The sequence below is a fragment of the Thorsellia anophelis DSM 18579 genome, from assembly GCF_900111395.1.
GTDB classification, from domain to species: Bacteria; Pseudomonadota; Gammaproteobacteria; order Enterobacterales; family Thorselliaceae; genus Thorsellia; species Thorsellia anophelis.
The window spans coordinates 37,529-62,466 of record NZ_FOHV01000008.1 but is presented as its reverse complement, the minus strand read 5'-3'; the positions used below and the strand labels follow the sequence as shown (position 1 = coordinate 62,466).

General features: G+C 33.9%; 19 protein-coding genes. 11 read left to right on the top strand and 8 right to left on the bottom strand.

Features of this window, described 5'->3' with window-relative positions; genetic code table 11:
- Nucleotides 1–837 precede the first annotated feature (837 nt).
- The 3 genes from BMW37_RS06465 to BMW37_RS06455 all read left to right on the top strand — a co-directional run bounded on the left by BMW37_RS06465 (nucleotide 838) and on the right by BMW37_RS06455 (nucleotide 5,376).
- Entirely contained in the window at nucleotides 838–2,331 is a 1,494-nt protein-coding gene (locus tag BMW37_RS06465) for an MBOAT family O-acyltransferase (protein WP_093318773.1), read from the top strand.
- Nucleotides 2,318–4,042, top strand: coding sequence for an SGNH/GDSL hydrolase family protein (locus tag BMW37_RS06460; protein WP_093318772.1), 1,725 nt, complete (start codon nucleotides 2,318–2,320; stop codon nucleotides 4,040–4,042). Before BMW37_RS06465 ends, BMW37_RS06460 begins: the two co-directional genes overlap by 14 nt.
- A 62-nt stretch (nucleotides 4,043–4,104) precedes the next feature.
- Nucleotides 4,105–5,376, top strand: coding sequence for an SGNH/GDSL hydrolase family protein (locus tag BMW37_RS06455; protein WP_093318771.1), 1,272 nt, complete (start codon nucleotides 4,105–4,107; stop codon nucleotides 5,374–5,376).
- A 66-nt stretch (nucleotides 5,377–5,442) separates the two neighbouring features.
- Here the strand turns inward: BMW37_RS06455 and trpD are convergent, their stop codons facing one another.
- Genes trpD through BMW37_RS06435 form a run of 4 tightly spaced genes read right to left on the bottom strand, consistent with a single transcriptional unit; the run spans nucleotide 5,443 to nucleotide 9,088 of the window.
- Nucleotides 5,443–6,444: an anthranilate phosphoribosyltransferase gene (trpD, locus tag BMW37_RS06450; RefSeq protein WP_093318770.1), complete on the bottom strand. Its 1,002-nt coding sequence runs from the start codon at nucleotides 6,442–6,444 to the stop codon at nucleotides 5,443–5,445.
- 52 nt (nucleotides 6,445–6,496) lie between these two features.
- Nucleotides 6,497–6,886: a tautomerase family protein gene (locus BMW37_RS06445; protein WP_093318769.1), complete on the bottom strand. Its 390-nt coding sequence runs from the start codon at nucleotides 6,884–6,886 to the stop codon at nucleotides 6,497–6,499.
- 2 nt (nucleotides 6,887–6,888) lie between these two features.
- Nucleotides 6,889–7,515 (bottom strand): aminodeoxychorismate/anthranilate synthase component II, encoded by a 627-nt coding sequence (locus BMW37_RS06440; RefSeq protein ID WP_093318768.1) that lies wholly within the window; start codon nucleotides 7,513–7,515, stop codon nucleotides 6,889–6,891.
- 1 nt (nucleotide 7,516) lies between these two features.
- The gene (locus BMW37_RS06435) at nucleotides 7,517–9,088 is read right to left on the bottom strand and encodes an anthranilate synthase component 1 (protein ID WP_425441762.1); all 1,572 of its coding nucleotides are present in this window, start codon (nucleotides 9,086–9,088) and stop codon (nucleotides 7,517–7,519) included.
- A 1,673-nt stretch (nucleotides 9,089–10,761) separates the two neighbouring features.
- Between BMW37_RS06435 and relA the strand changes: the two genes are divergently transcribed.
- Nucleotides 10,762–13,086, top strand: coding sequence for a GTP diphosphokinase (relA, locus tag BMW37_RS06430; protein ID WP_093318765.1), 2,325 nt, complete (start codon nucleotides 10,762–10,764; stop codon nucleotides 13,084–13,086).
- An 812-nt stretch (nucleotides 13,087–13,898) separates the two neighbouring features.
- Here relA and grxD read toward each other — a convergent pair.
- Nucleotides 13,899–14,231: a Grx4 family monothiol glutaredoxin gene (gene grxD, locus BMW37_RS06425; RefSeq protein WP_177168597.1), complete on the bottom strand. Its 333-nt coding sequence runs from the start codon at nucleotides 14,229–14,231 to the stop codon at nucleotides 13,899–13,901.
- A 437-nt stretch (nucleotides 14,232–14,668) separates the two neighbouring features.
- Between grxD and BMW37_RS06420 the strand changes: the two genes are divergently transcribed.
- On the top strand, nucleotides 14,669–15,091 hold the full coding sequence (locus BMW37_RS06420) for an H-NS family histone-like protein (RefSeq protein WP_093318762.1): 423 nt from the start codon (nucleotides 14,669–14,671) through the stop codon (nucleotides 15,089–15,091).
- 555 nt (nucleotides 15,092–15,646) lie between these two features.
- On the opposite strand, the gene BMW37_RS06415 is transcribed toward BMW37_RS06420, so the two are convergent.
- Genes BMW37_RS06415 through BMW37_RS06405 form a run of 3 tightly spaced genes read right to left on the bottom strand, consistent with a single transcriptional unit; the run spans nucleotide 15,647 to nucleotide 18,099 of the window.
- Complete coding sequence (locus tag BMW37_RS06415; protein ID WP_093318760.1) at nucleotides 15,647–16,816, bottom strand: amidohydrolase; 1,170 nt, start codon at nucleotides 16,814–16,816, stop codon at nucleotides 15,647–15,649.
- Nucleotides 16,817–16,847: 31 nt separating this feature from the next.
- On the bottom strand, nucleotides 16,848–17,294 hold the full coding sequence (locus BMW37_RS06410) for a hypothetical protein (protein WP_093318758.1): 447 nt from the start codon (nucleotides 17,292–17,294) through the stop codon (nucleotides 16,848–16,850).
- Nucleotides 17,295–17,322: 28 nt separating this feature from the next.
- Nucleotides 17,323–18,099 carry a DUF3100 domain-containing protein gene (locus BMW37_RS06405; protein ID WP_093318756.1) on the bottom strand — a complete coding sequence of 259 codons (777 nt, stop codon included), beginning with the start codon at nucleotides 18,097–18,099 and terminating at the stop codon, nucleotides 17,323–17,325.
- A gap of 961 nt (nucleotides 18,100–19,060) precedes the next feature.
- On the opposite strand from BMW37_RS06405, the gene BMW37_RS06400 reads away from it, so the two are divergent.
- From BMW37_RS06400 to lplA, 6 genes are all read left to right on the top strand, one after another.
- Entirely contained in the window at nucleotides 19,061–20,221 is a 1,161-nt protein-coding gene (locus tag BMW37_RS06400; RefSeq protein WP_093318753.1) for a molybdate ABC transporter substrate-binding protein, read from the top strand.
- The gene (modB, locus tag BMW37_RS06395) at nucleotides 20,214–20,906 is read left to right on the top strand and encodes a molybdate ABC transporter permease subunit (protein ID WP_093318751.1); all 693 of its coding nucleotides are present in this window, start codon (nucleotides 20,214–20,216) and stop codon (nucleotides 20,904–20,906) included. Before BMW37_RS06400 ends, modB begins: the two co-directional genes overlap by 8 nt.
- A complete protein-coding gene (gene modC, locus BMW37_RS06390; protein ID WP_093318749.1) occupies nucleotides 20,900–21,973 on the top strand; it encodes a molybdenum ABC transporter ATP-binding protein ModC in 1,074 nt (357 codons plus the stop codon). The genes modB and modC overlap by 7 nt, the downstream gene beginning before the upstream one ends.
- 73 nt (nucleotides 21,974–22,046) lie before the next feature.
- The gene (ruvA, locus tag BMW37_RS06385; RefSeq protein ID WP_093318746.1) at nucleotides 22,047–22,682 is read left to right on the top strand and encodes a Holliday junction branch migration protein RuvA; all 636 of its coding nucleotides are present in this window, start codon (nucleotides 22,047–22,049) and stop codon (nucleotides 22,680–22,682) included.
- Nucleotides 22,683–22,708: 26 nt separating this feature from the next.
- The gene (gene ruvB / locus BMW37_RS06380; RefSeq protein ID WP_093318742.1) at nucleotides 22,709–23,737 is read left to right on the top strand and encodes a Holliday junction branch migration DNA helicase RuvB; all 1,029 of its coding nucleotides are present in this window, start codon (nucleotides 22,709–22,711) and stop codon (nucleotides 23,735–23,737) included.
- Between the two features lie 36 nt (nucleotides 23,738–23,773).
- Nucleotides 23,774–24,793 carry a lipoate--protein ligase gene (lplA, locus tag BMW37_RS06375; RefSeq protein WP_093318739.1) on the top strand — a complete coding sequence of 340 codons (1,020 nt, stop codon included), beginning with the start codon at nucleotides 23,774–23,776 and terminating at the stop codon, nucleotides 24,791–24,793.
- The last annotated feature ends 145 nt before the right edge of the window (nucleotides 24,794–24,938 follow it).

The following is a 24,938-nucleotide window of genomic DNA, read 5'->3' as shown; positions in this document are numbered from 1 at the left end:
AATGCGGTCACCGTGATGTATTCGCTACTTGTAAGGTGTGAGTATTTATCAGGGTAATAAGTGTATGTTGTTGTCAAAACCGGGGTAGGGAAGGTTTTGTAATAATCTTAAAGTCATTTTTGAATCTGCTATGAATACAGCTATTAGGCAGCTGGTATACATAATAATGGTAAGTCAAAATATCGGCTAGCAAACTATAGGTGTTAAATCGGATCTAGCTGCGGTATTCAAGAGATATTTTAGTGATAAATGGAAATGGATCATTGATTAAGTGCCGTTATAATTAAGGGTGATGTCAAAACTACTTTATAAAGCATGACGCATTAAAAAAGCAAAGCGTGACTTTGGAAAATAAGCTTGGTTGGCTAACTAGCATATCGGTAGATGGCAGTAGATCACTATAGTCGCATTTTAATCAATTAGGAAGATGTTACTCAGATGCTTAATGAAAGCTAGTAAAGAAGTATACAAAGATTAAATAGTGTTACAGAGCGGACTGAAGGCTTATCTCAAAGTAGCGATGAAGCCTTTAAAGTGAGAATGAAGCAAAGAGGTCTAATAATCTAGTTTTGGATAATTAAACACTATTAAATATCGAGGTGATATAGTTGGGCAAAACAGAATATTTTCCATCACTGGTTAAGCGTGTTGAAATGCTAAAATAGGATAGGCTAGTAGGTTTTCATACTACTATCCTGTTGAGTTAAATTAATTCTATTTTATAGATTCAGAAAAAGAATAATTCTATCGGTTTTAACGGTATTTTTAAGTCAAATAAGTAATATTTTAAGAATATAAAACTTTTTGATTGTGTTTACAAAGGCTAAGGTTGTACTAATGAGTTTTTTATCTTTAGAATTTATTATTTGTTTTTCTCTTTTTCTGTTTACTTACTGGATGATAAGTCATAAACCTTCATGGCAGAATATGTTGCTGCTATTAGGGAGTTATGCATTCGTTGGCACGTTTTCATTTTATGCGGTATTTGTTTTATTTTCATTTAGTACTCTTATTTACCTTATAGGAAAGCTTGCAGAACAACTTTCTAAAAAGAAACTTATCACCATCCTATTTGTTGTCATTATTACTCTCTTTTTTCTTTTTTTTAAATATTATACGGCTTTATTTGAAGGACTTACTAATTTAACTCAAGATTTAGGTCTCTCTGTATCTCTTCCTATTTTGAATTTAGTCTTACCTTTAGGGTTATCTTTCTACCTATTCCATTCTGTTAGTTACATAATGGACATCAAAAATGGAGTGATTAAATCTCCTCGAATTTGGAATGTTTATTTGTACCTCGCTTTTTTTCCAAGTATTGTTGCAGGTCCCATTAATAGAGCGAATGATACAAAAAATCAAGCTGGACTTTTGCCACAATTACTATCTTCGCGCAAACGCCAAATCATTCAGCCTAAACGAGCGTTATTTTTATTATTTATGGCAACAGTAAAACTCTGGGTGTTAAGCAGTTATTTAGCAGATTGGTATGTTGATAGTATTTTTTCAACACCAGCAGATGCGAGGTCAGATGAAGTATTAGTGAGTATATATGCTTATGCTTTTCAAATTTATTTCAATTTTTCAGGGTACAGTGAGCTCGTATTAGCACTTGGCATGCTATTAGGTATTCATTTGCCTATTAATTTTAAAACGCCTTACATAGCTAAAAATTTAAAAGAATTTTGGGATAGATGGCATATCAGTCTGTCACTTTTCATTCGTGATTTTATTTATATTCCTCTAGGAGGAAGTCGCAAAGGTTTTGTAAGAACACAAGTTAACATACTGATTGCTATGACGCTTTCTGGAATATGGCATGGGGTGGGGGTTAATTTTATTTTATGGGGCATTTTACATGGACTGGGACAAATTATTTCTAATTGCTTTGGACTTATCAAGAAAAAAATAGTGTCTAAAAATCCAGCATTTGCAAAATCCTCAGTTAATCAGGATATTTTAACTAAGTCATATCTGGCAAGTGTATTAGAATTTATTAATAGGCATGCTATGAGAATATTAACTTTTCATTTCATCTGCTTTACCTGGATATTTTTTAGATCACCTAGCTTGGACACTACAATCAATTTATTTGAAACACTTTCTCATTTTAATCTTTACTCAGCCTTTCTTGTTAACTTTAATTCAATAACTCTATTTAGCTTATTAATTATATTTTACCCATTTATTGTAAAGATACTCAATCGGTTGATTGAGTATCTTTTAAGACTGTCATGGCCATTTTACTTAATAATCCTCGCAATTCTAATCCATATTTGTATTACACTCGCGCCATCAGGTGTGCCAGGGTTTATCTATGCAACATTCTAATTCGACTAAAATTACAGATGAAATAGCAACTATGCTATCTGAAAACCAACAGTTACTGGATGAGTTAGATGCATTGATGAAGGAAAACAGTACTGAAGCGCAAGTTTCGCATAAATCTACAAGTGATGAAAAAACTTCGCTATCCAGCATACCTGAGCCCCTGATTTCTAGCGAGGAACAGAGATCACCAAGCATTGATTTTACGCAATTACAGAATATTGTAGAGATTGACTCTGATGATAAAAGTTCAGAAAATGAATTTAATGAAGCGCCAAAAGCTAGTGATGAAGTCACACTAGGTAATAATACATACCATTTTGAATTAAAAAAAGTAAATAACCAGCATGCTAACCAAGATAGTAACAAGTTCCTGAAGGAGTCAGATTCTAGCTTAATTTTAATTGATAATGATACAGCGTTAAATGTTGAGGGTGTGGAAAATTCAATATTACATACGCCGTCTCATTCTCCAGATTTAGAATTTGTTAATAAAAATAATCATTTTGAACCTATCTCTCAGGAAGAAAATAAGTTTTCTGATGAAACTTGGTTAACAATTACAACCATTTTAATCGGTATTTGGGTGTTTTTTTGGCTTAATCAAAATTCTATTAATACATATTTCCAACAGAAGTATCATCATAGCAGCCCACTTGAGATATTTGATTCTTTGATGGTATGGGATATAGGGGAGATAATCAATGATAAACCTATCGAGGTGATTTCCTCTATTTTTATCTCTAAAGGTGATGAAAATAGTGGCTTGGCGAGCGATATAGAGAACTTTGAGAAAGATCATGACGTAATTGAATCTCAATCAAAACAGATTTCTTTAGCTGTTCTGCCATTAATTTATTCAACAAATGATGAAACGGAAAAGCTATCTAAATCTGTTAGTTATAATTTAGAAGAACAGCCTTTGGAAAGTAAGCGCACATCAAATGGCAGTGTTCAAGATGACTTATTGACGAGTGAAGTAGAGTTCAAGCTTCGTAGCATTGAACAGCTCAGCCCTGGTGATGCTAACAATCCTCCCAGATATGGATATTTGTTAAAAGAAGGAGAAAAGGTTTTTTTTGCTGGTGATTCTTTAATGCAGGGCGTTGCACCGCATGTTATTAATAAGCTTAAAAAAGAGTTCAACACTTCTAGTATTAACTTAAGTAAGCAAAGCACTGGTCTTACTTACCCTAAGGCTTATGATTGGCCTAAAACAATTGAAAAAACATTACGTGAGAATGATGATATTGGACTGCTTGTGATGATGCTAGGTGCGAATGATCCATGGGATATGCAGGTCAAAAAAGGGGAACCCTACTTAAGATTTGGTACAGATATTTGGAATCAAGAGTATCAATCTAGAATTGATGCTATATATCGACTCGCAGCAGCAAAAGGGATTGGGGTGATTTGGATAAGTGCACCTTCGATGAAAAAAGGAAATCTTAATAAAGGAGTATTACACCTAGATACACTTTATAAGCAAGTAACTGAGCATTATGGGGGGATTTTCTTAGATAGTAATATCATGTTTGGTTATGAATCTGATATTTATAATGCTTATGCAACTTGGAATGAAAAAAACTCTAAAATAAGAGCTGATGATGGCGTTCATTTTACACCAACTGGCCAGAAAATAATTGCTGAGTATGTTTTGTCCGTAATTGGGGTTTTAAAACTAGCACCGGCAGATGAAACAACCGCACCTTAATGCTAGCTTGTCTAGCGTTATATGGCTTTTTGTGAAATTTTAACAGATAAGGAAAATGATTTATGGGATTGAATACTGTGAAAGCATGTATGAAATACTTAATGAAATCAAAAATAAAAATTATGATTGCATTTATACTAACTATACTCTTATTAGGGTGTCAAGAAACACTAACTAGTAATGAATCTGAATATGGCAAAAACCAAAATAATTCATCTATTAATCAAGCAGGTAATTTGTATAATTTTAATATTAATAGCACAGTACAATTACAAAATCATTTTTTAAATGCGAATAATCATCGCGTTCATATCTTGCAATTAGGGGATTCACATACAGCTGCAGATGTATTTACTGGCAAGGTAAGAACTATCTTGCAAACGAAATATGGAGATGGCGGAATTGGATTTATCCCTGCTGCAGATATTAAAGGAATCAGATCTAATTTAGTAACGATTGAGACGAATAACTCTAAATGGGAAATTTTAACTAGCCGCAAAGAGCAAAGCTCGATTTTTCCATTAGGAGGGTATCAAGTTAATACACAAAATCAATCAGGTAATATTCAAATAAAACCTAGAAAAAATTATGTGTCTAAAATTAATAAATATGAGATGAGCATTTTATACCACTCCTCAACTGACAATACAATTATAGTCAATCGTAATAAACTTACAATTGATGGCAAATCCAGAAATTGGGCTTGGTCTCCATTTGTAAGCAATTTATCTCTTCCAATACAATTAGACGTTAACCAATCAAAAAACTTATCAATAGGAGGCATATTTCTTGCATCAGAAAAACAAAATGGTGTTGTTTTATCTACATTAGGCATAAATGGTGCAACAGCCATGTTTTGGGATAAATGGCACACTAGCTGGTATAATAGTTTAAAAGAAATTTCGCCTCAAATGGTAATTCTTGCGTATGGCACTAATGAAGCTTATGACGCAACGTTAGATTTAAATCAATATAAAATCGATTTAAATGCTAGAATACAAAAGCTTAAATCATTATTACCTAATACTGCTTTTCTATTAATTGGCCCTCCTGACTCCATGAAAATAAAAGGTCCAATGGCATCTACCCAGTGCCATAGTCAATATGCTAATCATTTAGCAGCAATAATTGAAATTCAAAAACAAGTAGCTAAAAAGAATCAAATCATGTTTTGGGACTGGCAAGCTGCTATGGGTGGGCCATGCTCAATTCAAAAATGGGTTTCAAAGCAACTGGCAAAAGATGATATGGTTCATCTTACGGCAGAGGGGTATGAGATGAGTGCTAAAAGTTTTTCAGCTGATTTAATTAAATTGCTTGGGGCAGGACAGTAGATGAGTATGTTAAATTAGTGGTTATATTAAGCCTTTATAAGACATTGTTATAAAGGCTATGGTGCCTTATTTTTGTAACTGACTTAATTGAGTTACGATATTAAATGCCTTACCACTTTCTATCACATCTAAAATGATTCTGGTATTTTCAGATAAGTTTTCATGCCCAAAAAGACGCATCAACATGGCGACATTGATTGCAACAGCAGCATTATGAGCTTTTTCTCCATGCCCCTGTAGAAGTTGAGTGATTAAAGAGCGATTGAGTGTTGGATCCCCACCTTTTAGCATATTTTGTGAATAGGTTGGTAAACCAAAATCATCAGGGGTGACCATATATTCAATGATTTTTCCATTATTTAGTTCAGCAACATGTGTAGGCCCGTCTATAGTCACTTCATCCATTCCATTACCATGTACAACCATTGCTCGTTGATAATTGAGTGCTAATAAGGCTTCAGCCATTGGTTTGATTAAGTGTTCTGAATAAACACCAACTAATGCTAGTGGTGGATGGGCTGGGTTAATTAATGGACCTAATACATTAAAAATTGTCCGTGTTTTTAATAGTTGCCTAACTGGCATTGCATGTTTAAAACCAGTATGGTAGAGAGGTGCAAATAAAAAACAGACATTCAATGTATCTAATGCCTTTCTGGAAATATCAGGGGGCATATTGAGATCTACGCCAAATGCGGCTAGTAAATCAGATGAACCGGATTGACTTGAAACACTTTTATTACCGTGTTTGGCAATTTTTAATCCACATGCAGCTGCAACGAATGCACTTGCAGTTGAAATATTAATACTATCAGAACCATCACCACCTGTCCCTACAATATCAGCAAATAGATAATCTGGGCTTGGAAATACTTTAGCGTCGCTAAGTAATGCCTCTGCCGCTCCAGCTATTTCAGCTGGTGTTTCCCCTCTCACTTTCATGCCAATTAAAGCACCAGCGAGTTGGGCTTGATCTAAGTTCCCTTTTATGATCTCAATAAAAAGAGATTTAGTTTCCAGTTGGTTTAACGCTTGTCCAGTATAGAGTTTATTTAGTAGTGTTTGCATGGCATTGTTTCCATATTTGCTTAAATATGTTTTTTTTAAGCAATTGTGTTGATTAAATATTAATAGGATAGACTAAGTTAGCATCATCACCGTTCAGCCCTCTAAATCCCCAGTTTTCGGGTGGTGATTCTAAAATGACAATTTCAACATCCACTGACGAAATATTTAATTGGGTTTGAAAATCTGCAAAAAGTCTTTTAATCAAATCTTTCTTAGTAGTTGTTAGCCGACCTGACATTATGTGAATTTCTATAATTAAATAATTATCTGTTCTTGGAGAAGGATAGATGAAATTTTCATCTTCTAGATAAAAAAATCTATGAAAACGCTTGTCTTTTGGGATGCGAAATATTTGTGTAATTGCATTATGTATTATTTCACTTATGGCAATTTTATTGCGTTCAAGGGTCGCTTTATGGCCATATATTTTCACTTGCGCCATATCTAATTAATCGCCCAATTAATAGTCTGGTTTAATAATTTTTCACCTTGTGGTGTCAGTATTGATTCAGGATGAAATTGGAATCCTGCAATTTTAAATTGATCATGTCTTACCGCCATGACAATTTTTTTCTCATCATCCCTATAACTGAAGCTGCTTAGGACATCTTCAGTGCTTGGTAAATAAGCGTTTACTGTTAAGGTGGCAGGAATTTCAGTGCCGACTAATGAATGGTACCTTGCAACTCTAAGTGGATTGGGTAAAGAAGTGAACATAGCTTGATTATCATGCATAATACCGGATGCTTTACCGTGTATAATCTCTGGTGCTGCGCTAACTTTACCACCAAATGACTCAATAATTGCTTGGTGCCCTAAGCAAATACCAATGATTGGCATTTTTCCAACAGCAACAGAAATAAGATCCAATAAACATCCTGCAGCAGAAGGTGTTCCAGGGCCAGGGGAGAGGACTAAAATCGGATCTATTATAGCTGACAGTTTGGTTTGGATTGTCTCTAGTGACAATGAGTTACGATATACCGAAACCTGATGTCCTTGTGATCTTAACTGATCGACTAGGTTATAAGTAAATGAATCTATGTTATCTAATAAAAAAATATTTGCCATTTTATGACTCCTGCATTTGATGAGCAATTTTAATTGCCGTTAGTACAGCACTTGCTTTAGCTCTTGATTCATCTGCTTCTAGTTGTGGCACAGAGTCAAGCACTACGCCTGCTCCTGCTTGGACATATGCAGTACCGTTCTCTACATAAGCAGAGCGAATAACAATACATGTATCAAAATCACCATTACTATTTAGATAGCCAATAGCACCACCATAACTCCCACGTTTTGTATTTTCAGTTTTTGCAATCAGTTCCATAGCTCTAATTTTTGGCGCACCAGTTAAGGTACCCATATTCATACAAGCTTGATAAGCATGAAGCACATCAAGATCAGATCTCAGTTTACCAACTACTCTTGAAACAAGGTGCATAACGACAGAATACCTATCCACTTTTGTAAGATCTGCAACATATCGAGAACCAGGTTCGCAGACCTTGGATAAATCATTTCTAGCTAAATCGACAAGCATAATATGTTCAGAGAGTTCTTTATGATCATTACGTACCTCAAACTCTAACCTAGAATCTAAATCTAAGTTAATACTCCCATCTGCATTTTTTCCTCTTGGCCTTGTGCCTGCTATAGGATAAATTTCAAGTTGTCTTGTTTCGTTATCATATTTCAGAGCACTTTCTGGTGAGGCCCCAAATAAGGTAAATAGAGTGTCTTGCATATAAAACATATAAGGGCTTGGATTAAGTCCTTTTAATGTCTGATAGGCAGCTAATGGTGCAGGGCAAGGAAGAGAAAATCTTCGAGAAGGTACAACTTGGAATATATCCCCAGCGATGATATTTTTTTGCAGCTCAGCGACTTGATTACAATAGGTTTCATCATCAAAATTAACGTTTAAGTCAGCGCGCTCGACTTTAACCGATGAAATTTGTTCAAGTGGTTGATTGAGTGAATCATGTAATTGTTTAAGTCGACTTATTAATCTCACTCTTTCAGCAGTATCATTGCTTAAAAGTGCAGATTGTAAGTATGATGTTTTGGTTTTATGATCGATAAAAAGCATTACTTCAGCTAGATAAAAACACAGATCTGGGCAATTATTTTTATTTTCGACATCAGGTAATACTTCATATTGATTAATTAACTCATATGCGAATAGGCCACCTAAAAATATCGCATTAGTGTTTTCTTTGTTGCTTGTATCAAAGCAACTGATTGTCCTTAAAATATCAAAAACCGAAGTTGATTTTAAACGCTCATCTTCATCTAACTCTTGTGATATTGTAGGCAATTTAAGTTCTAGCTTTGTTCCAAACTCTTTTAAATCAAAAGTAATCTCATCAGGAAGGTTGTTGATTAAATAAGATAGTATAACATTTCCATTTTGTGTCAAAGCTTCTATTTCAACGTTTTTTCCATAAGCTGAAATTCTGACAGCGCTGTCAACGATCATCATGCTTTTCAAATTATCTTTACTAGCTATCTCAGCCGATTCTAAAAGTAATGTAGCACTTCTATTTTTACATATATGCTGAAAAGTTAAGGTTGGATCTGCATGGTAAGGGACATCCATCCGCATTAAGTTAATTTTTCGCTTTGAGTTACTACCTGACATCATTCACCTCATTAAGTTTGTACTAGTTAGCTAGTGTGATAATACCAATCTAAGCTACTAAGTCAAGTAAAATGTGCTTCGTTACTATGATTATCATTTATTATTAGCCGAAAAATTTATTTTTATTAATAAGTTAATTTTGTAATGGTTTAGGATTGTAGTTGAAAATTCCACTTCAAAAGGGTAATGTATTCATCTATTGTGTGTGTAGAGCTGTTATAAATGCTTTCATAATTATCGAATGTGCCATAAAATTTCGTCTATCACAGCGGGGAATAAAGTACTTATTTTACTTAAAAGGCTGTTTGTTATTTTATATGCTGTATTGCGTATTAACAAATCATTTATCCAAAATTTGTACTGTTCTGCTTTTTATTTGATTCCGCATATAATTACGCTAAAGAGGTCAAATGCTACCTCATAAAAATAATAAACAACAGTTAATAAACCACTGCAATTTATTGTTAATTTTTATTTTTTTAGCAACGTAACTAGTTCGAGTAGTGTCAATCAAGCTAAAATAGAGAATCTTAAAGACCTAATTTGACTACCTCAACGCTTTAATTGAGTTCTGGACTCATCTAATGTTGTACTGCTCAGTAAAGCATGTTGCAGACAATTTTAAGCATCATATATGTACTATTGGGCTTGAGAGTTGACGAAATTAGGTCATGACGTAAAATTAATAAGACCATAAAAAAATCTTATAAGGTAAGTCATAAGAATGATAGGCGTGGTGCAGAGGATATCTTGTTATCCATAAGACGCAACAAAATTACATTAGAGCGTGTACTGCTTTTATCAATCTCAGCGGAGCATTATTAAGTGAATTTTGATATATGCTAATCACAAGGCGAAACGCATGTACATAAACTCATAAGCGAAGCATTATAGCTAAAATCACAAATTCCAGACTTTTTAAAACAAGCAGTTGCAGTTCAAAATGCACTACTAGAATGACTGGATGAAAGCATTAAAAAATTAGAAATTTTAATCAATCAGCATGGTTACCCTGTTTTATCAGTGTTATCAGCGCGATTGTTTCATCTAGCGGATTGAGTCTTGGTCAATACAGCTAGCCTAGTAATTAAGTGACAGGGTAACGATTAAACAGGAAACTTTGGTGGTTTTGCTCTTGAATAAATGTTTGACGGGGAAATTAGCGGCGTACATTTGAATCAAACAATAAGTGGACTTATATCAAACATCAGGATACTGTAATGTCTCTTATACGAATATCAGTTTCTTTTTTTATCGTCTAAAGTATAATACAATACATGAAACAATTACATGTATTGAAATCGCAGTTAAGACCAAATAGTCAGTAAGCGTCGGTTACACGCCGCTTTGCTTGGTTATGTTGCTTTGGATTTAATACATTACTGGCTTTGCAGGATAAACATCAAGAGGCGAACAACAATACGTTCCCTATGTAAAAATGGCGGCATGGTTGGCTGATTGGGGCAAAGCCCCTAAAACTCAGTAGCAAAAAAGAACCCCTCACTCAAGCTTTGCAGCAGGTTCTAAAAGATCTTGAACGTACTTACAAAAACTTCTTTCAAAAACGAGCCGCCTTTCCACAGTTTTAAAAAACGCGGTCAACATAAAGCATTGCGCTATCGGCAGGATGTGAAGCTCGATCTGGATAATAACCGTAATTTGGAGTTTTCATAATGGTTGCAATTAGACGTATCCATCTCAATGAAACAGGTGAATTTGACATTAAAGCCTGGATAAATTCTTTACCTTTAAGTCATAGTGATGCATCAGCAAAATTAACTGATGCTTGGCATTTTCTTTCCAATAGATTATCACATGTAATTGATTGGCGTGTATCAGCTGAGTCATTATCTGAAATTTCAATTAAGCATAAATTAGATCCAACTGAACAAACTCATGAATTTCTTTTAATTCTACGCGGGCTTGAAATTGTAGAGATATTATCTGCATTAAATATGGACAATGATACGCTAGTTGCAGCGCTTCTTTTTCCATGGCGGCAAGACAATATGTTAACTGATGATGTCATTTTAGACCGTTTTGGTACGTCAACACTTTCGTTAATAAAGGGTGTTGTACAAATGGATAACATTCGCCAATTAAAATCAGCCCAAATTGATCGAATGAAAACGAGTCAAATTGATACAATGCGTAAAATGTTACTTGCTATGGTAGAGGATTTTCGCTGCGTAGTGATTGCATTAGCAGAAAGGATTGTTTTTTTACGCGAAGTTAAAGACGCAGCTGAAGATGAAAAAGTATTAGCAGCGAAAGAATGTAGTTCAATTTATGCACCATTAGCGAATCGTTTAGGAATAGGCCAATTAAAGTGGGAACTAGAAGATTACTGTTTTAGATATCTGCAACCGAAAAAATACCACCAAATTGCGAGTTTATTAGATGAACGTCGATTAGATAGGGAAGAATACATCCGTGAATTTGTTTTAACTTTGCAAAATGCTATGCGTGATGAGCAAATTACTGCTGAGGTTTATGGCAGGCCAAAGCATATCTATAGTATATGGCGAAAAATGCAAAAAAAACATGTTGATTTTGAAGAACTATATGATGTTAGAGCAATTAGAGTGATAGTAGACAAGCTGCAAGATTGTTATGCGGCTTTAGGGGTTGTGCACACGCGATTTAAGCACTTACCTAAAGAATTTGATGATTATATAGCTAACCCTAAACCTAATGGTTATCAGTCTATTCATACTGTTGTATTAGGACCTAAAGGTAAAACACTTGAGGTTCAGATAAGAACTAAACAAATGCATGAAGATGCTGAATTAGGGGTAGCGGCGCATTGGAAATATAAAGAGGGCGGTCAATCTAATCCAAAATCTTCCATTGAAGACAGAATTAATTGGTTACGTAAATTGTTAACTTGGCAAGAGGAGATGGTTGATACAGGGGAAATCCTTGAAGAAGTCCGAAGCCAAGTGTTCGATGATAGAGTATATGTTTTCACACCTCAAGGAGATGTTATTGATTTACCGATTGGCTCAACACCGCTAGATTTTGCCTATCATATCCATAGTGATATTGGTAATCGTTGTATAGGTGCAAAAATATCTGGAAAGATTGTTCCTTTCACTTACCAGTTGCAAATGGGTGATCAAATTGAAATTATCACTCAGAAAAATCCTAACCCTAGCCGTGATTGGCTTAACCCTCATTTAGGTTATATTACTTCTAGTAGAGGTCGTTCAAAGGTCCAAAATTGGTTTAAAAAACAAGATAGAGATAAAAATATTATCGCAGGAAAACAAATTTTAGACCATGAATTACACCAGATTTCTGTGAGCATTAAAGAGGCAGAAAGAGTATTATTAAAACGGTATAATGTTCATAGCATGGACGAGTTTTTAGCTTCTCTTGGCGCAGGTGACGTACGCATACAACAAATGGTGAATTTTTTAAACCAGCAGTTTGTTAAGCATACACCTGAAGAAGAGGATGAAGCAGCACTTAAACAGTTGACTCAAACACAATTTAATAAAAATCGTTCGAAATCTGATGTACTTAAATCTAAAGAAAACTCTTTGGGCAAAGGGCGAGTTGTCATTGAAAACGTAGGAAATTTATTGCACCATCTTGCAGGATGTTGTCAGCCTATTATAGGTGATGCAATTTCAGGTTTCATTACCCAAGGTAGAGGGATATCAATCCACAGACAAGATTGTGAACAATTACATGAACTCAGCAATAATTTTCCAGAGCGAATTGTTGACGCAAAATGGGGAGAGAGTTATTCCAGCGGGCATCAGCTAACACTTAGAGTAACAGCCTATGATAGAAGTGGTTTACTCAGAGATATCACCACTATATTGGCAAATGAGAAGATTAATGTATTCTCAATCAATAGTAAAAGTGATGTTAAACAACAAACAGCAAAAATAGACATGCAAATTGAAATTTATAATTTGGATGTGCTAAATCGAGCTATCGTTAAACTCAACCAAATTAAAGATGTGATTGAAGTAAAGAGGTTGTAATTTAATATTAGATGGTTTTTTTCCTTCGGATAGTAACTAATCTGTTTATGCTATGGTAATTTGAGTTATTCTTGATTGCTATCAGATCACCAATCATTATAATTATGAAGTCAGCAGGGTTTTTATGTGTTTGATTTTTAAGTTTATTATGAGCGGTGATTTTTTTGTTTTCAGGAAGTAAAAGAATCTCAACCCTGCAGCTATCTGTAATGCCAAGTTTTATGAGGACATGTGTTCACGCTCTGAATAATAATTAAGAATTTTAGTTTGCTTGTATTAATTTAGAGAACAATTGTGATTTTGCTTAAGATATAGGAAAGAATTTCAGGAACAAAGCTAAGCTATATATCTAGTTGTTAGATCTTATTGTAAATAAATATTAAACATAGATTTAGAATAAATCCATGTTTAATTATAATCTAATTTTTAATCTGAGTAAGGGGTCAATAAATTAATGTTTTTGATTTTAGTAAGTTTGATATAAAAGCTTAGGTAAATGGAATGTTAAATATTAGCGTGATAATTAAAAATGCATAAAGATAAACCGAATAAAAAAGCAAATTTATATTAAAAATAATATTGCAAATTGTAATTTAACATTTATTGTCAAAATTTGACATGCTAAATTTAAATAAATGTAAAATGGCTTTGTTAAAATAAGATGTAAAAATATTTCTTGTATTCAAGATGTTTATGAAAATATTAAAATATAGATATTAGCTAAGATTAGGTAGGGAAGTTTAAAGCATTAAAGATTAAGTAAAGGAAAATTATTTGCACGTTTTACTCTAGTTAAAACGTGCAGTATAAATTTATTCTGGCGTGTCCACACTATCAAGTAAAGACTGAAGCTCACCTCTTTGATACATTTCCACTAAAATATCACACCCACCAATTAATTCACCATTAACCCATAATTGAGGAAAAGTGGGCCAGTTTGCAAATTTTGGCAGTTCTGAACGTATATCTGGATTTTGAAGAATATCAACATAAGCAAATGCTTTGCCACAAGCGCTTAAAACCTGCACAGCTTGGGCGGAAAAACCACAGCTTGGAAATTTTGGCGACCCTTTCATATAAAGAATAATATTGTTTTCATCAATTTGTTGTTTTATTTTATCTAATGTGCTGATTTCTTGTGTCATAGTGACTCCTTATTATAGATTGAGTATTAAAAAGGGTTCTGGTGATGCTAATCCCTACAGAATGCAATTATTGACAATCCTTGTATGGATTGTACATTAAAATAATAGCAAATGAAAAAACTTATTGAAATTTCATGTTTGACGATTTTTTTTTAAACAAATTAAATAAAAACAAATTATGAGTGGAGACAATCATTGTAATAATCTCTGTTGCTAAAATCTTTATAAGATAAAATAGAATTTTAACTTGCTATCTATCGCATCTTTATTGATAATAACAAAGTGTAGATTTAATAGTTTTATACTTTCAATAAAATTTATATAATCTGTTTTTTGAATGCTAATTTATTTGAATTTTAAGTGTTGAACGTAATACTTAATATTAAGTTAATTTAATCAATTTCTACCATAACTTACTATAATAGAGAGAGTTAACGATGAGCGAAACCATTAAAACATTAAATAATATAAGAACATTAAGGGCACAGGCTAGAGAGTGCTCATTAGAGACCTTAGAAGAAATTTTGGAAAAACTTCAAGCCGTAGTTACAGAAAGACGTTCTGAAGAAGAATCAATTAAGGCTGAGTTACAAGAAAGAGAAACTAAAAGAATGCGTTTGCTTGAATTAATCGCACAAGAAGGTTTCCAGCCATCTGAGTTAGTGGAAATGGTTACTAGCTCATCTAAAGTTGTCAAATTTCCTAAGGTACCATCCAAAAGAGCAGCACGACCTGCAAAATATAAATATATACATGAAACAGGAGAAGAGCGTACTTGGACAGGTCAAGGCCGTATGCCTACACCTATTAAATACGGTATCGAAAATGAAGGGAAATCACTTGATGATTTTTTACTATAGAAGTGATTTAACAAATTGCTTTGAATTCATACCTGAAAGAAATTAGGAAGAGTTAAATTCTTTGGTATTGAAGATTTTTCTACTTTATCGGCTGATGTTGCTTATTTCATTAGCCGATTTTAGTCGCATATATTACCTTAAACACGCTTGCCATTTACTAAAACCGTATTGTTGAAATCTAGGAACTGGTTAATCAGATACAATATGTCATACCATTCTTTTAGGCTATTATGTTCTACAATGATATTCTAAAGTATAGATATTACTGAAAAAACTTTCCAAACTTTTATCTTAGAACTAATGATGAATTCGTTAATGCTATTGTTAAAGATTAGTATTCAATAACTCATGTTATGGAAGGCTCTGGTGTAGATAACACAGATATAACGAGTTTGAAAAGCCATCATTTAAATGAGAAAGACGCTCATTTAGCTAATAAGAAAAGTTACCTTTAAGGTAGGCAAGAGGAGAATTTATGAGCTCAAACGTCAGTTAGCTTAAGCCCATGAAGATATCGATTCCTTAATATGTTAAAACACTAGTTAAATTTGAGTACTATGTAAGTAATTTGATAATTAATCCTACGTGTATAGATGTTCCAACCGTCAACGCTGCTTCATTTATCTTAAATTTAGGGTGGTGAACGTTATAATAATCGGCACTATCACCTACACCTATCATCATAAAAGCACCAGGCACTTTCTCTAAGTAAGCAGAAAAATCTTCCCCTCCAAAATTAGGGTGCTCAAATGTTGTAATTTTTAAATCTGGTAAATATTCATGGATCATGTCATTTGCGATTTGGCAAGCTTCAGCATTATTAATCCCCACTGTGTAACCTTTAGTCCATTCTATCTCAAATTTTGCACCATAAGCATGACAGATCCCTTCAATTGTTTGTTGAATTAAAGTTGGCACAGATTCACGAACCGCTTTACTATGCGTTCTTAATGTCCCCGCTAAATGAGCAGTATCAGGAATAACATTATAACTATTACCTGCTTGTAATTTAGCAATTGTAAGAACAGGCGCATAAATAGGATCAAGGCGTCTTGCTATAATCGATTGAAGATTTGTAACGATATTAGCTGCAACTAATACTGAATCAATTGTGAGGTGAGGCATTGAACCATGCCCACCTTTACCTTGAATTTTTATATCAAAATTATCTGTTGATGCGCAAAACACACCAGGTTTTATCACAACTGTACCAACAGGTGCTCCAGGCCAGACATGTAGGCCAAAAATCATATCGACATTATCTAATATACCAATTTCAATTAACTCTTGAGCGCCTCCTGGAGGGACCTCTTCGGCATGCTGGAAAATGAAAACAACTTCACCTTTGATAACATCTTTCATTGTAGATAATACTTTTGCTGCGCCCATCAACATAGCTGTGTGAGCATCGTGACCGCATGCATGCATGATATTTGGTTTAGTTGATTGAAACGATTCACCACTTTCTTCTTGTAGCGGTAATGCGTCTATATCAGCCCTTAAAGCAATGCATTTTCCAGGTTGGTTTCCTTGTAAACGAGCAACTACACTATTAGGTGTTGGTTGACTAATTTCTAATTCTTTGTATTGTGATAACTCATTAAAAATATATTTTGCCGTTTCAAATTCCTGAAATGATAATTCAGGATTTGCATGAATATGTCTTCTCCACCGACTAATATCTGATTCAGATGCCTTAATAAGTGATGTGATAGTTGGGTTCATAAATTCTCCATTTAACATGTATTTACTGTCGTTAGAAATGCCATTGCAAACTAAAATGAGCTAAAATAGCAGCAAAAATAAAAGTTCCTGCGAATACTGATAGTGCGACAGGTATTATTTTCCAAGATAGTTGTTTAAATAGTTCTAGATCTTTTCCTACAGCAAGTCCAGCATACGCCAAAACAGGTGTGCTAACTGATAAGATATTGATTTGTGATATGTTTTCTATAATGAAACCACTGACAGGTGATATGTTTGAGGATAATAACATTCCTAGACCTGAAATCCAGATAATAGAGGGGATTTTTTTTAAAAGTGGTAACAGACTTAGACTATATCCAATCGCAGCAACGGCAGTGATAATCATGATACCAATGAAAGCAGGTAACATAGGAGGACGATATCCTACAAAATTACCAATAAAAATAATGCCACTCATAAGCAACATCAAAATAAAAACTTCGCAAACTTTAGCCATTATTGCTCCAAATTAATCAGATTGTATCTCAATAAGTTTTTTTTCGAAAATTGCTGAAAAACAAATATAATTTCTCTGCTAATGGTAAGGATATATAGACATACATATACATACCAATTATTGAAGATAAAATATTAGCAGTTAAGGCGTAGAATTTAATCTCACTCTCAAGATCTGGATATCTATCAGCAATAGCCCCAACACCCGCAGTCATCATGCTAAAACTCCCAACACCAGCTCCCATAGCAAGTGCGAATGGATTTAAAATATCAAGTGTAGCGATGAAGCTTGCTAGTAAAGAGATAAAAATGGCACCAAATACTGTTCCAACAATATACATAGCCATAACACCACGACCTTCAGCACTATCTAAGGTGTACTTATTATCAATAATTGCAATATTATTTTCTCTACCAATACTATAAGTTGCTCCGATTGCTTCTCTACCCATACCTAATGCAACAGCAATAGGTAATCCGAGTAACAAAGTACCCGCAAAATGCCCAACTTCTTGCAGTATTAATGCGATTGATGCTTTTTTAAGGGTAGCTAGGTGAGGGCCGATTTCAAGACTATATCTTGACACTAAAATCATTAGCACAATAGACATACCTATGCTAGCTCGTTTCATATTAGTTTCATTTAAAATCTTAAACTTTGGAAAGCTAATTCCCCCTCCAATTACCATGGCAAATAGCATAGGTAAAATAACAATTGATCCTATTGTCACTTTGCCTATCCATTCAGCAAGTAAGACTGTTAAAATGCAGAGAAAGTGTAACCTAATATCTTTTAATATATGCATGAAATAACCTTATATTAGAGTCATTTAACCTATATAATAGGTGTGTAAAATTGTGTTAGATTATGTTAGTACAATATAATAGACAGGATTTTGTAGGGCTATGTCACTGCAAAAGAAATTTTTATCACTCTATCATATTTGTAAGTTTAGAATAGTTTTACTCACCTTCTTTAGTCATAAAGGACTCTAAAAGAGGGCAATCCTATTTTAACGATGCTAATCAATCAGCAAAATGATTATGCCGAATAGACCAGTTGAAGTGGTTTTAAATATCGGCATATCAAGATGTTCTTCGTTTTTATTAATTAAATTTTTAAACGTAGTTTAAGTTATTTGAACATCAGCTCAATTTTAAAGTAAACATTTTCTCAATGGATCATGTAGAACTACTGAATTGAATCACTATCAGTCTAACTAATGAGGATTGAGTAGAAATAGAATAGATAAATTGACTTAATTGAAATAATTATTTTTTAATGCTAGTATCGTAGCAGGATTAAGTAAATTAGACAAGGTATGAGGTGATGTGTTAAAACTGATTTGCAGTCTAGTTCAGTTAAAGGTAATAGGTTGATAAAAAACATGAACCAATTATTTTTAGGCTATAGTTACATGGACTTACAGTAAACTTGATTGATGACTACTTAAACTGAAAACATATCATCAATGCATTTTTTAAAGAGGTTTGAAATGGATATTATTAAAAGTCTTTTACTTGTGATAACAATGGTACCAATTACCGTTTTTGGTGTAATGTTTTTACTACACATATTCTCTTCAGTTTTTAAAAATATTTCAAGATAAGATGTGCAATAAGCCTAGTTAGTTTCTGGGGAAGTTAGGAGTATTATAACAAATACGCATGTTTTATCAGTGAAAGTAATTGATAGATAAAGCAAAAACCTTTTCCTTCTCTTATGATTTAATACAAATAAAGCGATAAAATGATAAAAGTTAAAGCATGTTAAAAAATAAAGTTTTTCCAAAATGCCACAGGCTATTTGTTTGCATATTTACATCGATATTGGCATTTTCAGCTCACTCATTTACCTTTACTCAAGTAGATATTCCATTACATAAAAATGACCAGAATGATTCGCTTAAGATAACTATTCATGCAAGCCATTCTTTGAAAGATAAACTTACCCCAATTCTAAAAGAATTTAATCCTCCGAAAGATGTTGATTTGCAAATTATCTATACTGGTTCAACATTTAGTGCAAAACAATTGGAACTAGGTTCACCTATTGATCTTATTATCTCAGCTAATAGCCATGATATGTTGCAATTGCAGAGGTTAAATTGGATTTCAGATATCACACCTCTTTGGGAAAACAGACTAGTCTTAATCAAGGCTCCTAATCATAGGAAAAATATACTTACAAAATGGCAGAATTGGAATTCTGCTTCAAAATCTCAGGTTGACTTAGATACAATCGAGCTAGGTACAAACAGCCTGGATACTAAAACCTCAAATGAAATTCTCAATTTTAATATCTCAGATGCAGCTAGCTGGGAAAATTTATTTGTTGATAAGCCTAGAGCTAGAATTGGATTAGCAGATCCTTTGTCATCTGCTTTAGGCATGTATACCGAGCAGGCTTTATCTAATATTAGCATTAATCCGAAAATTTTAGGTCAAGGCATTTACTACTTTGACAGTCAAATTGTGCTTTCAAATGTTTTAGATAGACAAGTAGATTATGCGATTGTTTTTTATTCTGATGTTGTTAATGAGCTAGAAGAACAAGTTATTACAATCATTCCTAATGATATGCATTCACCAATCATTTATCAGGTAGCACAAGTTAACCGAGAACAATCAGATTTAAAAAAAGAAATGCTTAATGCGTTAACTGATTATTTATCTGATACTTCTGTGTCAATAAAAATGCTTGATGCCGGTTTCACGATTGCTTTACCTGACAATACATCGCAAAATAATATGACAATACCTTTAAGTTTGATGGAATCAGTTCCATCCAGCACAATTGAAATAATAGAGCAAGATATCAATACAGTATTAGATACTGATGTCATCATAGATATACCACCACATATTGAACCTATTTCAGAATTAGAATCAACAGAAAACTTAGGAAAAGAGAATACTAATGAATAATTTTTATGAAATTCAAGTCTTGCTACTAAGCCTTAAAGTCGCAATATGTGCGGTTTTGATAAGCTTACCTTTTGGCATATATATTGCTTGGATATTAGAAAAAAGAGAGTTTAAAGGTAAGATCATTATTCAAAGCTTAGTCAATTTACCCTTAGTACTGCCTCCAGTTGTAATTGGTTATTTGTTATTAAATATTTTAGGCAGACATGGATGGGTTGGCTTTTGGATATATGAATGGGTTGGATTTAGTTTTAGTTTTAGCTGGTGGGGAGCTGCTATAGCTTCTTCCTTAGTTGCATTTCCTTTAATGGTCAGATCAATCCGTAGTTCAATTGAATTATTGGATGAAAGCCATCAACAAGCAGCTAAAACACTAGGAGCCTCAAGTTTTAAAATATTTTTTACAATTACAATACCATTATTAGTGCCAGGTATTTTGGTGGGCATGGTCCTAGCTTTTGCAAGAGCTATGGGTGAATTTGGTGCAACTATAACGTTTATTGCAGTGATGCCAGATTCTCCACAAACATTACCAGTTGCTATGTTTAGACTAATGTCCACTCCTGAAGGAAGCGCCTCGGTTTTTAGACTTTGTTTAATTTCAATCAGCATTGCCGTTTTTGCACTGATTATTTCTGAAATACTAGCTAAATGGGGTAAAAAACGTTTGGGGGCTAAATGCTAAAATTAAATTTTACACAAAGACTTGGTGATTTTAAGTTAGATATTAATACGGATATGAGCACAAATGGTATAACAGCGCTTTTTGGATTGTCAGGTGCAGGTAAAACATCCCTTTTAAATGTTATTGCAGGATTAACTAAGCCTGATAAAGGGCAAGTTATTTTTAATGACAAAGTTTTTGTTGATACAACAGCAAATGTTTTTGTACCTACAAAAAAACGTAAGATAGGTTATGTTTTTCAAGAGCCTAGATTATTTCCTCATTTGAATGTAGGGCAAAATCTAAGATTTGGTATGCCTAGAAAAATGAAACCTGAACTTGATGCAATAATTGCATTGCTTGATTTAAGAGACTTACTTAAGCGCTATCCATTGCATCTATCGGGTGGTGAAAAGCAAAGAGTATCAATAGGCAGAGCCCTTTTAAGTGCACCTGAATTATTATTGATGGATGAACCTTTATCTTCCCTTGATTTGCCAAGAAAGCGTGAGTTATTACCTTATTTAACAAACTTAGCAAGGAATGTAAAAGTTCCAATCCTGTATGTCAGTCACAGTCTTGACGAAGTACTTAGAATTGCTAATAGGCTAGTTTTGATTGAAGAAGGTAAGGTTACAGTTAATGATGAACTCAATACAGTCTGGGAAAGCGGTGCTTTAAGACCTTGGCTTGAAGAAACACAATCTGAAAGGCAAGAAGATAGTAGCCTTTTACAAGTACAAATAATTGATCAGCAACCACGTTACGGTGTCACAGCCCTTTCACTAGGAGATGACTTATTTTGGGTTGATCATATCCATCTACCAAAGCATGAAAAACTACGGGTGAGAGTCTTTGCAAAAGATGTTATCTTATCCTTACAAAATCCAAAGGGTAATAGTTTAGGTGCTGGATTATATGGAAAAGTTGTTGAATGTCTTCAAGATGATGGTGTAGTTTATATACAAGTCAAAATTGGTGAGCATAAACTTTGGTCAAGGATTTCCGAATGGACACAAAGAGAGCTTGGAATCAAAGCAGAACAATGGCTTTATGTTCAAATAAAACAAGTCGTGATTGTCGAATAAAAGCAAAAAACAACATTATATGGATTGATTCTGTATAATAAATATTTTGTCGAATAGATACTAAGGAATCAATATGATTGGACGTTTAAGAGGAGAGGTAGTAGCTAAACATCCACCACTTGTTGTTTTAGATGTTGGTGGTGTTGGATATGAAGTCTTGATGCCTATGACGTGCTTTTATGATTTGCCAGAATTAGGGCAAACAGCTCAGATATTAACACATTTTGTCGTTAGAGAGGATGCTCATCTGCTCTATGGCTTTAATGCAGAACAAGAAAGAGCCCTATTCAGAGAATTAATAAAAGTGAATGGAGTAGGTCCGAAACTTGCCTTAGCGATATTATCTCGTATGTCAGCAGTACAATTCATCCAAACAGTTGAAGCTGAAGATAGTAAAGCATTAACACGTTTACCAGGTGTAGGTACTAAAACAGCAGAGCGCCTTGTGGTTGAAATGAAAGATAGATTTAAAGGAATGCAAGGTGATATTTTTAAATCTAATAATTTAGTCAATGTACCTCCTTCAAGTACTAATACAGCAACGGCAAATCATCAAAACGATTTTCAAGCAGAAGCATCTGCTGCACTTGTTTCATTAGGCTACAAACCTACTGAAGCAAGTAAAATGATTAATGCAACATTAAAACGATTACCTGAACTTAATAGTGCAGAAACACTTATTAAAGAAGCCCTTAGAGCGGCTTTATAAATTAATACACCTTAGGGCATATTCAAATGATCGAACCTGATCGCATTCCAGAACGCATTATTTCACCCAAAATTTTGCAAGATGATGAAAATTTAGATAGGGCAATTAGACCTAAAACATTGGTTGATTATGTTGGACAACCACAAGTTACCGGTCAGATGGAAATTTTTTTAAAAGCGGCTCAACTCAGAAAAGAACCCTTAGATCATCTTCTTATATTTGGTCCCCCAGGTCTTGGTAAAACTACACTCGCAAATATTGTTGCAAATGAAATGGGAGTTAATTTAAGAACAACTTCGGGACCTGTTTTAGAAAAGGCGGGTGATTTGGCTGCAATGTTAACGAGTTTAGAACCAAATGATGTTTTATTCATTGATGAAATACACAGACTCTCACCAGTTGTAGAAGAAATTTTATACCCAGCAATGGAAGATTATCAACTCGACATTATGATTGGTGAAGGTCCAGCAGCACGCTCAATTAAACTAGAGTTGCCACCTTTTACACTTATTGGTGCAACAACTCGAGCTGGTGCATTAACGTCTCCTTTAAGAGATAGATTCGGTATTATTCAAAGACTAGAATTTTATAACGTTCCAGATCTTCAATCTATTATATCAAGAAGTGCAGCATGTTTATCCTTACCACTTACAGATGATGGTGCTTATGAAATTGCTTGCCGTGCTAGAGGTACACCAAGAATTGCAAATCGTTTATTGAGGCGTGTACGCGATTTTGCTGAAGTCACTGCAAATGGTTTAATGAATAAAGAAATTTCAGCTAAAGCACTTGATATGTTAGATGTTGATGATAAAGGCTTTGACTACATGGATAGGAAACTTCTCCTAGCAATTATTGAAAAATTCGCTGGGGGGCCTGTGGGGCTCGATAACGTTGCCGCTGCGATTGGGGAAGAGAAAGAAACAATTGAAGATGTATTAGAACCATTTTTAATCCAGCAAGGTTTTATTCAACGAACACCACGAGGAAGAATGGCAACAAATTTGGCTTATCAACATTTTTCAATTATAAAGCCAGAAGTACCCATCAAATAGATTAAAATTATTCTTAATCGTAAAAGGTAATTGAACATGACTTCCCAACCATATCGTTTATTGATCTCAAACTCCCATGATCCTTGGTTTAACCTAGCGGTCGAAGAAACAATTTTTAATTCACTTACAAAACAAAAAATTTTATTTTTATGGCGCAATGATAATACAGTTGTGATTGGGAGAGCACAAAATCCTTGGAAAGAATGCAATACCAAAAAAATGCATGAAGATGGTGTAAAACTCGCAAGGCGAAGTAGTGGTGGAGGGGCAGTATTTCATGATCTTGGTAATACATGCTTTACTTTTATGGCTCCGAAACCTGATTATGATAAACAAATATCAACTGGTATTATTCTAGATGCACTTAAATTCCTTGGTATAGAGGCAAAAAGCTCGGGCCGCAATGATTTAGTAATCGAAGTTGATGGTTCAGAACGTAAGATCTCAGGGTCTGCATATAAAGAAACATTAGAAAGTGGATTTCATCATGGAACACTGCTTTTAAATGCGAATCTGTCGAGACTTTCTGATTATCTAAATCCAGATCCAAAAAAGTTACTAGCTAAAGGGATTACCTCAGTTCGTTCCAGGGTGATGAACCTAAATGAAATTTTTCCTAATATCAATCATGATATTATTTGCGATGCCATAATTAAGGCATTTTTCCAATATTATAATATAGCTGTTGAGCCTGAAGTTATTTCAACTGAAGTCATGCCAAATTTACCTGGCTTTAAAGAACGATTCATAAAGCAAAGTAGTTGGGAGTGGAATTTTGGTAATGCACCTGCTTTTACACATGTTTTAGACGAACGCTTTAATTGGGGCGGTGTTGAATTACACTTAGATGTGAAAGATGGTAAGGTTAATCAAGCTAAGATTTTTTCTGACAGCTTATTTATAGCCCCATTGCTTGATTTACAGGAAAAATTAATTGATTGTATTTACGGAGCCGAGCAATTTAGTCATGTCTGCAATTCAATTATTAACATGTATCCTTTACATAAAGCAGAATTATGTGAACTAAGAGACTGGATCAAATCATCAATAGCATAACTCAATTTTCATATATATTCCCATTTATAGACTAATAGCTTCATTTAAAATTTGTTTAATAAATTATTATTCGATATTAATTTGTACAATCTTTTGAAAAACCTCGCCCTTAATAAGGGTGAGGATGGTTGATTTGTCCTGATGA